This window comes from Enterobacter cloacae complex sp. 394F7, from assembly GCF_057320385.1.
The window spans coordinates 202,619-216,722 of the sequence record NZ_JBXWCS010000001.1; the positions used below are offsets into that span (position 1 = coordinate 202,619).

General features: G+C 60.8%; 12 protein-coding genes. 7 read left to right on the forward strand and 5 right to left on the reverse strand.

The window, feature by feature from the left end; genetic code table 11:
- Positions 1-18: 18 nt before the first annotated feature.
- From AC2FAK_RS01035 to AC2FAK_RS01045, 3 genes are read right to left on the reverse strand one after another with little or no spacing between them, the layout of a single operon-like run.
- A complete protein-coding gene (locus AC2FAK_RS01035; protein ID WP_038981728.1) occupies positions 19-1,638 on the reverse strand; it encodes an MFS transporter in 1,620 nt (539 codons plus the stop codon).
- A complete protein-coding gene (locus tag AC2FAK_RS01040) occupies positions 1,635-2,042 on the reverse strand; it encodes a DoxX family protein (protein ID WP_020687449.1) in 408 nt (135 codons plus the stop codon). The genes AC2FAK_RS01035 and AC2FAK_RS01040 overlap by 4 nt, the downstream gene beginning before the upstream one ends.
- Positions 2,042-3,913, reverse strand: a complete 1,872-nt coding sequence (locus AC2FAK_RS01045) for an amidohydrolase (RefSeq protein ID WP_095440262.1) — start codon at positions 3,911-3,913, stop codon at positions 2,042-2,044. The genes AC2FAK_RS01040 and AC2FAK_RS01045 overlap by 1 nt, the downstream gene beginning before the upstream one ends.
- A gap of 217 nt (positions 3,914-4,130) precedes the next feature.
- On the opposite strand from AC2FAK_RS01045, the gene AC2FAK_RS01050 reads away from it, so the two are divergent.
- The 5 genes from AC2FAK_RS01050 to AC2FAK_RS01070 are packed head-to-tail and all read left to right on the forward strand — an operon-like array spanning position 4,131 to position 11,342.
- Entirely contained in the window at positions 4,131-4,817 is a 687-nt protein-coding gene (locus tag AC2FAK_RS01050) for a hydrolase (protein ID WP_013095411.1), read from the forward strand.
- A gap of 60 nt (positions 4,818-4,877) precedes the next feature.
- Positions 4,878-5,090, forward strand: coding sequence for a DUF1427 family protein (locus tag AC2FAK_RS01055; protein ID WP_013095412.1), 213 nt, complete (start codon positions 4,878-4,880; stop codon positions 5,088-5,090).
- The gene (locus AC2FAK_RS01060) at positions 5,087-5,347 is read left to right on the forward strand and encodes a XapX domain-containing protein (RefSeq protein ID WP_013095413.1); all 261 of its coding nucleotides are present in this window, start codon (positions 5,087-5,089) and stop codon (positions 5,345-5,347) included. Before AC2FAK_RS01055 ends, AC2FAK_RS01060 begins: the two co-directional genes overlap by 4 nt.
- Positions 5,348-5,369: 22 nt before the next feature.
- A complete protein-coding gene (locus AC2FAK_RS01065; protein WP_013095414.1) occupies positions 5,370-5,750 on the forward strand; it encodes a response regulator transcription factor in 381 nt (126 codons plus the stop codon).
- A gap of 9 nt (positions 5,751-5,759) precedes the next feature.
- Positions 5,760-11,342 carry a trifunctional serine/threonine-protein kinase/ATP-binding protein/sensor histidine kinase gene (locus AC2FAK_RS01070; RefSeq protein ID WP_095455095.1) on the forward strand — a complete coding sequence of 1,861 codons (5,583 nt, stop codon included), beginning with the start codon at positions 5,760-5,762 and terminating at the stop codon, positions 11,340-11,342.
- A gap of 3 nt (positions 11,343-11,345) precedes the next feature.
- Here AC2FAK_RS01070 and AC2FAK_RS01075 read toward each other — a convergent pair whose 3' ends face one another.
- Both AC2FAK_RS01075 and AC2FAK_RS01080 read right to left on the reverse strand, forming a co-directional pair.
- Positions 11,346-11,963, reverse strand: a complete 618-nt coding sequence (locus AC2FAK_RS01075; RefSeq protein WP_023620669.1) for a response regulator transcription factor — start codon at positions 11,961-11,963, stop codon at positions 11,346-11,348.
- 179 nt (positions 11,964-12,142) lie between these two features.
- A complete protein-coding gene (locus AC2FAK_RS01080) occupies positions 12,143-12,529 on the reverse strand; it encodes a VOC family protein (RefSeq protein WP_029882203.1) in 387 nt (128 codons plus the stop codon).
- 81 nt (positions 12,530-12,610) lie between these two features.
- On the opposite strand from AC2FAK_RS01080, the gene AC2FAK_RS01085 reads away from it, so the two are divergent.
- Positions 12,611-13,381: a DeoR/GlpR family DNA-binding transcription regulator gene (locus AC2FAK_RS01085; protein ID WP_095455094.1), complete on the forward strand. Its 771-nt coding sequence runs from the start codon at positions 12,611-12,613 to the stop codon at positions 13,379-13,381.
- 63 nt (positions 13,382-13,444) lie between these two features.
- Positions 13,445-14,041, forward strand: coding sequence for an ATP-dependent Clp protease proteolytic subunit (locus tag AC2FAK_RS01090; RefSeq protein WP_013095419.1), 597 nt, complete (start codon positions 13,445-13,447; stop codon positions 14,039-14,041).
- The last annotated feature ends 63 nt before the right edge of the window (positions 14,042-14,104 follow it).

Consider the following 14,104-nt stretch of genomic DNA (forward strand, 5'->3'; position numbering starts at 1 on the left):
TGCAGGTGATGATGATGGTTATACCGGCGCGACCAGGTAGCGAATAGCCGGTGATGTTGTGCCCTGATGAAAAGCCAGAACGCGGCTCTGCAGCAGGAGGTCATTCATGGTGTGGCGCTCCTGCTGGCGCAGATGCTCAATCCAGGAGCCCATCAGGAAGGTCTCGATAAACAGGCCGGGACGCTCAATATCTTCGTATACCGCCCAGCTCATCGCTCCGGCGCGGCGGCGCACCCGGCGCAGCTCGTGCACTGCCTGCAAAAACGCTTTCGCGTTGTGCGGGTCGATGATGTACTCGTGCGACACCAGCACCGGGCCGCGCTCGTTCGGCAGGTCGATCTCGATGCCGTCCAGCGGCTGGCCGCTGAGGTCGAGATTTAAATCAGGATCTTTCTCCAGCTTCCAGCGGAACACCGTCGCGCTCGCCAGCACCATTCCCAGCGTGGCGACCACCAGCGAAGTCGGGGTGCCAAACTGCGAAGCGATCTGTCCCCAGAGGGCGCTGCCGGCGGTCATCGAGCCGAAGAACACCGTCAGATAAACCGCCAGCGCGCGGGCTTTCACCCAGCGTGCCGCACTGCGCTGCGCGCCGAGATTGAGGGTAGAGAGCACCGCAATCCACGCGAAGCCGGTGAAAAACTCAAACAGGTTCAGCAGCCAGAAGTGGCGCACGAACGCCAGCGCCAGCATGGTAAGAGCAAACGTCAGGCTGGCGGCCACCATCAGACGGTCGGCGTTCAGCCGCTGGCGCAGCCGCGGCAGCAAAATAGCCCCGGCAATTGCCCCCAGGCCAATGCACGCCAGCATCACGCCGTAGCCTGCCGGGCCTAAGCCCAGCTCGCGGCGCGCCACCAGCGGCAGCAGGGCCCAGCCCGCGCTGCCGAAAACGAAGAAGGCCACCGTGCGCACCAGCACGTTGCGCAGCACCGGCGCGGCGTGCACGTAACGGATGCCAGAGCGCACCGCCGAGAAGAAGTGCTCCGGCGGCAGACGCTGCACTGTCGGTGCGGGACGCCAGCGCCACAGCACCCACGCCACGCCGACCACGGAGAGCGCGTTCAGGGCAAACACCATCCACGGCCCGGCCAGCGACAGCAGAAAACCGCCCAGCGCAGGGCCAATCGCCCGGCTGATGTTCACCCCGAGCGAGTTGAGCGCCACGGCGGCACCCAGCTCCGGCTTGCTCACCAGGTCGGGCACCACCGCCTGGAACGGCGGCGAGCTCATCGCCGCGCCCACGCTCAGCAGAAACGTCGTCACCAGCAGAACCGCAGGCGTGACGTGGCCGGTGAAGGAGAGCACCGCCAGCCCGGCGGCGGCGATGAACACCCACAGCTGGGAGAAAAGCAGGTATTTACGTCGGTCGACGATGTCCGCCATCACCCCGGACGGCAGGGCGAAGAGGAACATCGGCAGGCTGCTGGCCGCCTGTACCAGCGCGATATCCAGCGGATCGGCGCTCAGGCTCAGCATGCTCCAGTTAATACCGACGTCGCTCATCCATGAGCCGACGTTAGAGACCACCGTGGCGATCCACAGCATGCGGAATACCGGCTGGCTCAGCGGCTGCCAGGGCGAAACCGTCGGTGCGGGCGTCGTCTCGACGTGGGCGTCACGAACGTCGTTAACCTGGGTCATGCAAATTTCTCCGTTACCTTACGCTGCAGCCGCCACTGGCCCGGCCCGGTCAGGGCAAGGGTGGTGAAGATAATCAGCAGCAGCCAGCCAAACTGCCCTTCGGCAATCGACCAGTTCGGGTGTACCGCCAGCATCGCCACCAGCAGCACGGCGATAATCGGCAGGCACGCCAGGCGGGTGTAGACGCCCGCAATGATAAACAGCGGGCAGATCACCTCGGCGACAATCGCCGGGATCAGGCTCGCCCAGGGCCCGAAGCCGAACGGATCTTCAATGCGCGTCAGCTCTTCGCTGAAGTGCAGCACTTTCGGCAGGCCGTGCACGTACAGCAACAGCAGGCTGCCGGTCAGGCGCAGGAAAAACAGCCCCAGGTCGACCCGGGGCGGAGCAAAGGTGTTTTTCATCAGAATGCAAAGCAGCTGCAGCCCAGCGCCCCCCAGAATGCGTTATCGTCCGACACCGGTATCTCTGACGTGCGCGCAAAATCATGCTGATGGCTGTGCACCCCGCACGGGCCGCTGCAGTGGTGGACGGCGTTCATACCCACGCGTGTGGCCTGCGGCGGCGCGCTGCGGTAGTGGCCCGGCACCTTCACCACCGGGGACCACTCAGGCAGGACCGGAATGGCAGGCGGGGCCAGCGGGCCAAAGCTGCCTGCGGCGTAGACGATATCGCCGTTGACCACCGTCAGGACGGATTCGATGCCCTTGATCTCCTCTTCCGGCACGCGGAAGTAGTCTTTGCTCAGCACCGCCAGGTCGGCGAGCTGGCCGACTTTGATCTGCCCCTTCTGGTTTTGTTCGCTGGAGAACCATGCGCTGCCCTGGGTCCAGAGCATCAGGGCGGTGTCGCGATCCAGACGGGCGCTGTGATCGTACATCTGCATCCCGCCGACGGTACGGCCAGAGACCAGCCAGTAGAGGGCGGTCCACGGGTTGTAGCTCGCCACGCGGGTGGCATCGGTGCCTAAGCCCACCGGTACGCCGGTCTCCAGCATTTTTGCCACCGGTGGCGTATGGCGGGTGGCTTCAATGCCGTAACGCTCGGCAAAGTATTCGCCCTGGAAGGCCATGCGGTGCTGCACGGCAATGCCGCCGCCGAGCGCTTTGATGCGGTCGATGTTGGCCTGGGTGACGGTTTCCGCATGGTCGAAGAACCAGTGCAGGCCGTTAAACGGAATATCGCGGTTAACTTTTTCGAACACGTCCAGCATGCGGCTGATGGACTCGTTGTAGGTGGCGTGCAGGCGGAACGGCCAGCGGTGCTCAACCAGATGGCGCACCACGCGCTCCAGCTCATCCTCCATACCCGGCGCGAGGTCAGGGCGTGGTTCGAGAAAATCTTCAAAATCGGCGGCGGAGAAGACCAGCATCTCGCCCGCGCCGTTATGGCGGAAGAAGTCGCTGCCCTGGCCCGGCGTGAGCATGTCGGTCCATTTTTCAAAGTCTTCCAGCTCGTGGCCCGGACGCTGGGTAAAGAGGTTGTAGGCGATGCGGACGGTCATCTGCTTTTTCTCGTGCAGCTCGGCAATCACCTCGTAATCTTCCGGGTAGTTCTGGAAGCCGCCGCCCGCGTCGATGGCGCTGGTCAGCCCCAGACGGTTCAGCTCGCGCATAAACTGGCGGGTGGAGTTAACCTGCTGCTCCAGCGGCAGCTTCGGCCCTTTGGCCAGCGTGGCGTAGAGGATCATGGCGTTCGGACGGGCGATCAGCATCCCGGTCGGGTTGCCGTTGGCGTCGCGCTGGATCTCGCCGCCCGGCGGGTTTGGCGTGTCTTTGGTGTAGCCAACCACCTTCAGCGCGGCGCGGTTGAGCAGGGCGCGGTCGTAGAGGTGCAGGATAAAGACCGGGGTGTCCGGCGCGGCGTCGTTGATTTCGTCCAGGGTTGGCATGCGGCGTTCGGCAAACTGAAACTCGCTCCAGCCGCCCACCACGCGCACCCACTGTGGCGATGGCGTGCGCAGGGCTTGTTCTTGCAGCATCCGCAGGGCATCGGCCAGAGACGGCACGCCTTCCCAGCGCAGCTCGAGGTTGTAGTTCAGCCCGCCGCGAATGAGGTGCAGGTGGGAGTCGTTCAGGCCGGGGATGGCGGTGTGGCCTTTTAAATCCACCACTTTAGTGCCGTCGCAGTGGTGTTGCATCACCTCGGCGACGGTACCCACTTCCAGAAATTTTCCGTCGCGCACGGCGACGGCTTCCGCCACAGGATTCTCGCGATCGACGGTGTGAAACTGGCCGTTAACCAGAATGAGATCGGCTTTTCCAAGGGTAACCATAACTGCTCCTGACTGAGAGGGGAATGGTCAGGATTATGGGAACCGGTTTCGGCAAAGATCCAGTTATACAATAGGATAGGTATACCAAAGTATAACTATACCTAAGGTTAACTATACGAAGAGATAATTACGCACAGGCGCAGAAGGCCGCAGGATGGGGGCGACTTTATCGGCGTGGCACTCACGGCGATTTCACCCTTAACCACTGGAAAATGCTATGACCTCTTCAAAGCTCGAAGTATTAACCCCTGCGAACTGTCAGATTATTTTCATCGACCACCAGCCACAGATGGCGTTTGGCGTGCAGTCTATTGACCGCCAGGTGCTGAAAAACAACACCGTGGCGCTGGCGAAAGCGGCCAAAGTGTTCAACATCCCGACCATCATCACCACCGTAGAGACCGAAAGCTTCTCCGGTAACACCTACCCGGAGCTGCTGGACGTGTTCCCGGGCCAGGACATTCTGGAGCGTACCTCCATGAACTCCTGGGATGACCAGAAGGTGCGCGACGCGCTGAAAGCCAACGGCAAGAAGAAGGTGGTGGTTGCCGGTCTGTGGACCGAAGTGTGCAACAACAGCTTTGCCCTGTGCGCAATGCTGGAAGGTGACTACGAAATTTATATGGTGGCGGACGCGTCCGGCGGTACCACCAAAGAAGCCCACGACTTTGCCATGCAGCGCATGATCCAGGCGGGCGTGATCCCGGTGACCTGGCAGCAGGTGATGCTGGAGTGGCAGCGCGACTGGGCGCGTAAAGAGACCTACACCGCGGTGATGGATATCGTGCGCGAGCACTCCGGCGCGTACGGCATGGGCGTGGATTACGCTTACACCATGGTGCACAAAGCGCCGTCTCGTCAGAAGAGCGAGCACCGTACCTTAGCGCCGGTCCCGGCCCGCTAAGTCCCGGTGGCAGGCTGGTCCCTCATCCGGCCTGCCACTGACTGCTTTCTGGAGTTCTCTATGAGTACAGGGTTGATATCCCTTGCGGCAGGCGTGTTGATCGGCCTGATGTATGCCGCGCTGAAGGTACGCTCCCCCGCGCCGCCCGCGCTGGCGCTGATTGGCCTGCTGGGGATGCTGGCCGGGGAGCAGGCGACGCGCCATCTGTTAGCCCGCGACAGCGTGGTGAGCGTTCCGGCAGTGGTTCACCATCCGGCAGGAGAGTCATCATGAAGGCCTGGATAATTTCGCTGGTGTGCGGCGTGCTGGCTGGGGTAATTTACGCTCTGCTCAACGTCCACTCTCCGGCACCGCCGGTTGTCGCCCTGCTTGGCCTGTTTGGTATGCTGGTGGGCGAACAGCTGATCCCGGTGGGACGTCGCATACTGAATCGCGAACCGCTGACTCTGGCCTGGTTTCGTCACGAGTGTGTGCCGAAAATCAGCGGCACGGCGCCTCCCGCGCCCGTGAAGGAAAACCGCGACGTTTAATGATTTTTTGAGGAATAACAGCATGACGCTGCCGTGGCGCATTGCCATCATTGATGACGAACGTTCTGTCCGCAGCGGGCTGAGTAACCTCCTGGAGTCGGAAGGGTATGCGACCGACACGTTTGATTCGGCAGAGGTGTTTCTGAGCCACCCGTTCGCCCTGTCCGGCGCGGCGCTGGTGATCACCGATATCAAGCTGCGGGGCATGAACGGCCTGGAGCTGTTTGAAAAGCTGCGGCTGTTGGCTGCCCCGCCTCCCCCCGTACTCTTTATCTCCGGTCATGCTGATGAAAATATGCAGCGGTACGCTCTTGATTTGGGCGCCGCTGCATTTTTGCGTAAGCCTATTAACATCGATATTCTGCTGGATCATATTCAGCGGGAGCTGGCCCGCCGACAATAAGGATCGCGGATGAACGAAAACGAGCTGCCTGCATTCTGGCCCGCCCAGGGAAATCTCCATGATGGGCGGGTTTTTGTCCTTAAAGAGGATGTCATTTTTACCGTGCTGGCGCAGGAGGGCGGGATCTCCTGGATGAACGCCCGACATCCCCATTCTGGCGGCTCCTTTATCATTGCCACCGCGGTCAGCGACGAAGAAGAAGAGCGGGCCACCCGGCTGCTCAAAAATGAGTTTGCGTTGCGCGATCACCTGCAGGACAGCTGGGCCATTCGAGCCGTGGCCTCCACCCAGTACCGGGGGCGTTTTGCACTGGTGTATGCGCCGTTTTCGTTTGAGCTGCTGGCGCGACGCGCGGGCAGGGCGATCTCGGGGATCGCCCGGTTTATCGAGCTGGCGATCCAGATCTGCACGCCGCTGCGTCAGATGCACCTGCAGAACCTGATCCACGGCGATATCAAGCCCGGCAATATCTTTGTTCATCACGATTCAACCTGCCGTCTGGGCAGCTTTGGCCTCTCATGCAGTATCTCCGGGGCTTTTTCCCAGACCCGGCTGGCCGTCTCTGGCGGTACGCCCGCCTATATGTCCCCGGAGCACACCACCCGCACACAGCGGGCCGTCGATTGCCGCAGCGATCTCTACAGTCTCGGCATTGTGCTTTATGAGCTCCTGACCGGACGCCTGCCGTTTGAGCTGGGCGAGAACGAGCAGACCAACTGGGCGCATTACCACATTGCCTCTGAGCCGCTTTCTCCCGCCGTGTTGCGCCCGGATGTGCCCGGCATGCTGTCGACCATCATTCTCAAGCTGCTGGAGAAGCAACCCGATAACCGCTACCAGACCGTCGACGGGCTGATTGCCGATCTTCGACGCTGTCAGGCGACGTTAACCTCCGAAGGCGAGATCGTCGCCTTTACGCCCGGCCAGCAGGACCGGACGCCGGCGATCCATCTGGCGGACTCCCTGTTTGCGGCGCATCCGCAGGCAAACGACGTCATCGCCGCGTTTGAGCGGGTGGGGCAAAACATTGTGCCGGAGCTGGTGACGATCGGCGGGCCGTCGGGGATCGGTAAATCCTCGATTATCGCCACGGCGCTAAAAACGTTGCAGCAGCGCAGGGTGCTGCTGGCGGTGGGCAAGGTCGATCAGTTTTCGCCGACGTTACCCTACGGCGTATTAAGCTCGGCGTTTCGCACCCTGACGCTGCACCTGCTCGGGCTGCCTGCGGAAGAGGTGGCGAAGTGGAAAATCCGCCTCTCGCGCGCCCTGGAAGGATATGAAGAGCTGGCCGTCAGCCTGGTGCCCGAGCTGGGGTTGCTGCTGGAGAGTAAACCTCGCTTCTCGGCAGATACATTTTCCATTGATGCCCGGGCCCGCTTCAGCCATATGGTGCTGGTGCTGGTTAAAACCTTTGCCTCGCAGGGCTGTCCGCTGGTCTTGCTGCTTGACGATTTGCAGTGGAGCGACGCCGCCAGCCTGCAAACGCTGAAGCATTTACTGGGCACCTGCGGTGCCATTCCGCTATTGCTGGTGGTGGCGCACCGGGACATCGCCTCGTTGTCCGATCCCGCGCTACAGCAGCAGCTCGCGAGCCTGCCGGCGTCGGCGCAACACGCCATCGAGATTATCCCGCAGCCGCTGACGGTGAAGGCGGTAGCACGCTGGCTGGGCACGCTGTTTCGCGTGCGCAGCGCCACAACAACCGACCTCGCCACGCTTATCCACGAAAAAACCGGCGGCAACCCGCTGTTCGTGCATGAGTTTTTCCGCCGCATTGTTGATGACGGGCTGGTGGTGCATAACAAGTATCAGGACAAATGGCAGTACGATCTGCAGGCGATCCGCGCCCGGCATTACACCGAAAACGTCGTCACCCTGGTGCTGGAAAAGCTCGAAGAGATGCCCGACGAGACGCGTCGTCTGCTGGGCAGCATTGCCTGTCTTGGCGGCACGGGCGAGCTGGAGATGCTGTGCCGCGTGGTCGGGATGTCGGTGGCGGAAATCCGTTATGCGCTCCACCCGGCGGTGATGGCGCAGCTGATTGTGCTGACGGAAAAAGCGTATGCCTTTACCCATGACAGGGTGCAGGAGGCAGCCTTCGCGCTGCTGGATCAGCGTGAGAGGAGCCACCTGCACCTGACCACCGCCAGCCTGCTGGCCGAGGCCGCGCGTCAGGCGGCAGGGAACGAACTGCTGTTCCGCGCCGTGCACCACGTGACGGCCGCGCTGGACAGCATTCAGCCCGCGCCGCAGCGCCAGATGTTCCGCGAGCTCAGCCTGCTGGCCGCACGGCGGGCGAAGCGCACCGGCGATTATCATTCGGCCCTGAGCTACATTCAGACCTCCAGAGCGCTGGGCAATGCCGGGACGGTGTCTGACTTTATGCTCGACATCGAAGAGGCGGGCTGTGAATTTGCGCTCGGCCACCTGGAGCGAACCCGCGAGCTCTGTGACGCGATCCTCGGCTGCCCCGGCGGGCTGACTGAAAAAGCGCTGGCGGCTAACCTGCTGGTGGAAGTCTACATTCGCCAGTCCGACAGCCGTCTGGCGCTGGAGGCGGCGCTGTGCTGGCTGGGGATTTTTGGTATCCAGATCAGCCACTACCCGGAAGACAGTGAGTGCGACGAAGCCTGGAAACACTTCTGCAACCGAGTGGGTGACGCGCCGCAACAGCAATTTGTCCAGCTCTCGCAAATGGACAACCCGCAAACCGAAGCGGTGATGAACCTGCTGTATAGCGCCAGCATTTGCGCCAGTTTTATCTGTCCGCGCCTGCACTTTTTGCTGCTTTGTCGCATGATGCACCTGACCCTCGACCACGGTATCACCGGCGCCTCCACCACGGCGATGGCCTGGTTTGGGGTGTTGATTGGCCAACGCTACGCCGAGTATCGCCTTGGTTTCCAGTACGGCACGCTGGCCCGCGAGCTGGTAAACCGTCACGGCTACGATGCCTTTGAAGCCAAAACCCTGCTGCCGCTCGATCAGCTCAGCGTCTGGACCCAGCCGCTGTCGTTCACCATCGAGTGCGCTAAGGCCTGCTTTACCGCCGCCGTCACTCACGGTGATATGACGGTGGCCTGCTTTGCGGCCTGCCATCAGGTGATCAACTTCCTCTCGCGGGGCGATCATCTGGACGGGGTGCTGACCAGCATCGATCGCGGTCTGGCCTTTGTCCGTAAAACCCACTTCCAGGACATCGAAACGATTTTGATGCTCCAGCGCGGCTACGTTGAGTTTCTGCGTACGCCGGTCATCGGCACCTGGAGCGCCGCGCAGGTGCTGCCTGAAGCGATGCTGCCAGCGGCGCCTGAGCAGGCCCCGGAGCAGACCTCGACCATGCTGTTCTGGTACTGGCTGTACCGTGGGATGGCGCACTTTACCTGCGGGGAGTATGCCGCCGCGCAGGCGGAGCTGGAGCAGGCGGGCTGGTTCGCATGGTCTGCGCCAGGCCACATTCACCTGCTGGATTACCATCTCTACAGCGCCCTGTCGCTTTCCAGACAGCTGACGCCGGAGACCTTCTCGGCGAATCACCGTCGCAGCATTCACGCCCACTACGACAAAATCGCCCTCTGGGCGCGGATTAATCCGGGCACGTTTGCCGACAAAGAGGCGCTGATTTACGCCGAAATCGTGCGTCTGGACGGGATGAACAGCATTGCGCTTGAGCAGTATGAGAAAGCGGTGCGCCTCTCGCGGGAGGGCGGTTTTAATCCGCTGAACGCGCTGGCCCACGAGCTGGCAGGGCGCTTTGCCCTTGCCTGCGGCTATCCGACCGCCTCGGACGCCCACTTCCGCGGGGCGATCGCCGCCTGGGGCCGCGCCGGTGCACAGGCAAAAGTGCGCCAGCTTGAGCAGGATTTTCCGCATCTTCTGAGCTCCGCTCAGGCCAGCGCGTACGACACGGTGGCTTTCGCGCAGAATGAAGTGATTCGCGATCTGCAAAGCGTGATCAAGGCGTCACGCGCGCTGTCTGAAGAAATTAACCTTGAGCGGTTGATTGAAAACCTGATGACGCTGCTGCTTGAACGGGCCGGGGCGCAGCGCGGTCTGCTGCTGCGCGTGAGCGACAACCATATCCCGGAGATCGAGGCCAGCGCGTGGACCAGTACCGACGGCGTGCGGGTGCGGATCCTGAAAGAGGTCCCGATGGCGACCGATATGCCGCTGTCGGTGCTGGCGGCGGTGATCCGCACCGGACAGGAGATCCGCACCGGCAAGCCGGAAGAGTTCCACCCCTTTAGCCAGGATCCTTATCTCGTGACCTCGGGGGCGGCCGTGATGTGCGTCCCGATGTTCAAACAGGCGCGGCTGGTGGGCGTGCTCTACCTGGAAAATCGCCTGATGCCGGAGGTCTTTACCGCCGAGCACTCCCGCGTGGTGAGCCTGCTGGGGGCGCAGGCGGCGGTTTCGCTGGAGACGGCGCGCCTGTATGCCGAGCTGCTGGCGGAAAACATCCAGCGTCGTCGCGTGGAGAAAGAGCTGCGATCCAGCCAGACCTCGCTGATGCTGGGCGAGCAGATCAGCCACACCGGCAGCTGGCGCTGGGAGCTGGAGCAGGATCTGATGTTTATCTCCGAGGAGTACGCCCGCATCCTCGGCCTGCCTGAACAGCAAAAGAAGATCTCCATGGCGGAGTTTTTGACCTTTGTGCATCAGGATGATTACGCCCGGATCAGTACCATCGTCACCCAAAGCGTACGCGAAGGGCTCTCCATGCGGGCGGAGTTCCGCATTAACCGTACCGATGGCTCAACCCGCTATATTCTCGGGATTGGCGATCCGGTGGGCGTGGGCAGCGAGGTGAACGAGTATTACGGCATCATCACCGACATTACCAGCCAGCGGGCGGCGGAAGATGCGATGCGGGTGGCGCAGGCAGATCTGGCGCGTGTTTCCCGGGCGACCACCGTCGGGCAATTGACCTCTTCCATTGCCCATGAGATCAACCAGCCGCTGATGTCGATCGTCTCCAACGCCGGGGCGAGCCTGCGCTGGCTCAACCGGGAGCCAGCCCGGCTGGATAAAGTGCGTGAAGGGCTGGAGGAGATCGCCGCTGAAGGGGCGCGGGCGGGGGAGATCATCCGCAGCATTCAGTCCCTGACGCGCAAGCAGGATCCGACCTTCTCACGCATCGATCTGCACTACCTGGTCCACCATATCATCGCGCTGTCGCGCAGCGAGCTTGAGCAGCGACACATTAGCGTCGATTACCTTTTGCAGGCACAGGATAGCTTTATCACTGGCGACAGCGTGCAGATCCAGCAGGTGCTGCTCAACCTGGTGATGAACGCGGTAGAGGCGATGGCCGAGGTGAAAGATCGCTCTTGCACCATCACCATCAGCACCAGCAATGCAGAAGGGAGAGTGCTGGTGGAGATAGCCGATACCGGCAGCGGCATAGAGCCTGAGCGGCTGGAGAAGATTTTTGACTCGTTCTATTCCACCAAAGCGCAGGGCATGGGGATGGGGCTGACCATCAGCGCCAGCATCATTGAGCGGCACTGCGGAAAACTGAGCGCGCGCCGCCGGGAGCCGCACGGCACCGTCTTTGCCTTTACGCTGCCGCTTGCGGCACAGGAAGGGTAACGGCTATTCCGTTGGCAGACTTTTGCTCAGGCGTTCCACGACCCTGACCAGCTCTGCCACGGAGCGCACCTGCATCTTCTCCATCACGCGGCGGCGATGGACTTTCACCGTGATTTCGCTCACCCCAAGCTCGGCGGCGATCTGCTTGTTCAGCAGGCCGCTTATCGCCAGCTGGAGCACTTCATGTTCGCGCGGGGTAAGAGACATATGGCGCTGCTTCAGGGCGTAGTGCTCTTTGTTACGCACGGCGTTGTTTTCCGCCAGCCGGAGTGCGGATTCAATGGCGTCGATAAGCGCGGCGGATTCAACCGGTTTGGTCAGAAACTCGTAGGCCCCGCCTTTGATGGCGCGAACCGACATCGGGATGGTGCCGTGGCCGGTGAGGAAAATAATCGGGATCTCACGCCCGCTGTCCCTGAGGGCATCAGCCACCTCAAAACCGGAGATGGTGGGCATTTGCATATCGAGGATCACGCACGAAGGCAGATCCTCGAAGCGGTGCTGAAGAAATGCTTCTGCCGATGAAAAGCCGATAGCGTTCAGGTCTGCCGATTCCAGTAGCCCGGTCACGGACTGCCTGACGGCGTCATCGTCATCAACCACATACACAATGTGTTCCATTCACCGCCCCGGTGCTGATTTAAAGGTCGAGGATGCAAACCGTCCCTTCGGTTACGTAAGAGACTGTTTATGCTGACTTTCATCTTAACACATTAAATATCATTATCATTTAACAATATGATAACCATATGAAGTATAGCGAGCCGGAGCAGGGGCGGTGAAGGAACGAAACGCTGTTTTTATGCACCGACAAGCTCAATGCGATTGCCGTCCGGGTCCGCGATTACCGCTTCATAGAAGCCGTCCCCGGTCATCCGCGGGGCGCTAAGCAGCGTGCCGTTTGCCCTGGCCTGTGCCGCCATGCTGTCCACCTGTGCTTTTCCGCCGACGTTGATGGCGATATGCGCCCAGCCGATAAATTCCGGGTGGGCAGGCGCGTCGGGCAGGTCCGGAATGGTCATCAGCTCAATCGTCGGCCCCTCATCAAGGGTAATAAAATGGGATTCAAAACCCGGACGATTTTTACTGACGTAGCGTGCGTTGCTGCGGCCATTAAACACCGTTTCCCAGAACTGAACCTGGGCGTTAAGGCTGCGGGTCCAGAGTGCGACATGTGCAATATTCATTGTAACCCTCGTTGTTTGTGTTGCGCGGTTATGCAACATTATGCGCATTGATACTCGATTAGAATTATTAAAGGACTTTCAATGCTCGATTATGCAGCTTTTCCTGAACAGCGACAAGCGCGGATCCGCCAGATCCTTCAGAAGAGCGGAAGGGTGGTCTGTACCGAGCTGGCGAGCCAGATGAACGTATCCGAGCACACGATTCGCCGTGATTTACATGAACTTAGCAAAGAGGGGTATTGCAAAAAGGTCTACGGCGGCGCGGTGCTTCAGCTTCCGGATGCGGGTAATTTTTTAAGCCGCGAGCAGAAAATAAGTGCAGAAAAGCACGCAATCGCGCAGAAAGCAGCAACGCTGGTTCAGGCGGGCGGGTGCATTTTTATCGACGCGGGGACAACAAACCTGGCGCTGGCGAAAGCCCTCCCGGCGGATCTCAACGTCACGGTGGTGACCAACTCCCCGGCCATCGCCACGGAACTGCTGCGCCATCCCCTGTGCGAGGTGATCATCATCGGCGGGCAGATCCAGCGGGCATCCGGCGGGTCGGTGGGCGCCACGGCCGCGGGTCAGATCCAGGGCATTATCTTCGATCAGGCCTTTATTGGCGGCTGCGCGATGGATCCGCAGATGGGACTCACTGGCTTTGATTTTGCCGACTGCGAATTCAAAAAGGCGGTTATCGCCCAGAGCAACCAGACCATCGTGGCCCTGACGGCAGACAAACTTCCCGGTGTGGCGCGCTTTGTGGTGGCGACGTGTCAGGACATTGATGTGCTGGTGGTAAAAGAGGCGCTGGAACAGGGCGTTGTCGACGCGTTTGCGGCCCAGGACATTCGCATTGTGTGCGCCTGAGGACTTTCACGTGTAAAACAGGCTACACTCTGGTTTTAAGCGCTAAATGCTGAGGACATAACAATGCACTACACACTGAAAGACGGCGATAAGGATAAAGCGGAAGGAACACAGAGCGCACTGCAGCAGAAGCTGCTGGAATCCCGCTCGATTGTTATCTCCGGTGAAATCAACCAGGCGCTGGCAGAGAAAGTCATCACCCAGCTGATCCTGCTGCAAAGCGTGAGCAACGATCCGATCAAACTGTACATCAACAGCCAGGGCGGTCACGTGGAAGCCGGTGATACCATTCACGACTTCATCAAGTTCATCCGCCCGGACGTGCACGTGATCGGTACCGGCTGGGTGGCGAGCGCCGGGATCACCATCTTCCTGGCGGCGAAAAAAGAGCATCGCTACTCGCTGCCAAACACCCGCTTTATGATCCACCAGCCGCTGGGCGGCGTGCGCGGTCAGGCGACGGATATTGAGATTGAAGCGCGCGAGATCATCCGCATGCTGGACCGCGTGAACAAACTGATCGCCGACGCCACCGGCCAGCCGCTGGAAAAAGTGAAAAAAGACACCGACCGCAACTTCTGGATGTCTCCGGCCGAAGCGCTGGATTACGGCATTGTGGGTAAACTGATTACCCATTATGACGATCTGAAGCTGGATTAAGTTTTTAACGCCGTGTACGTGTCGGGTGGCGGCTACGCCTTACCCGACCTACGCGTGCTGGTT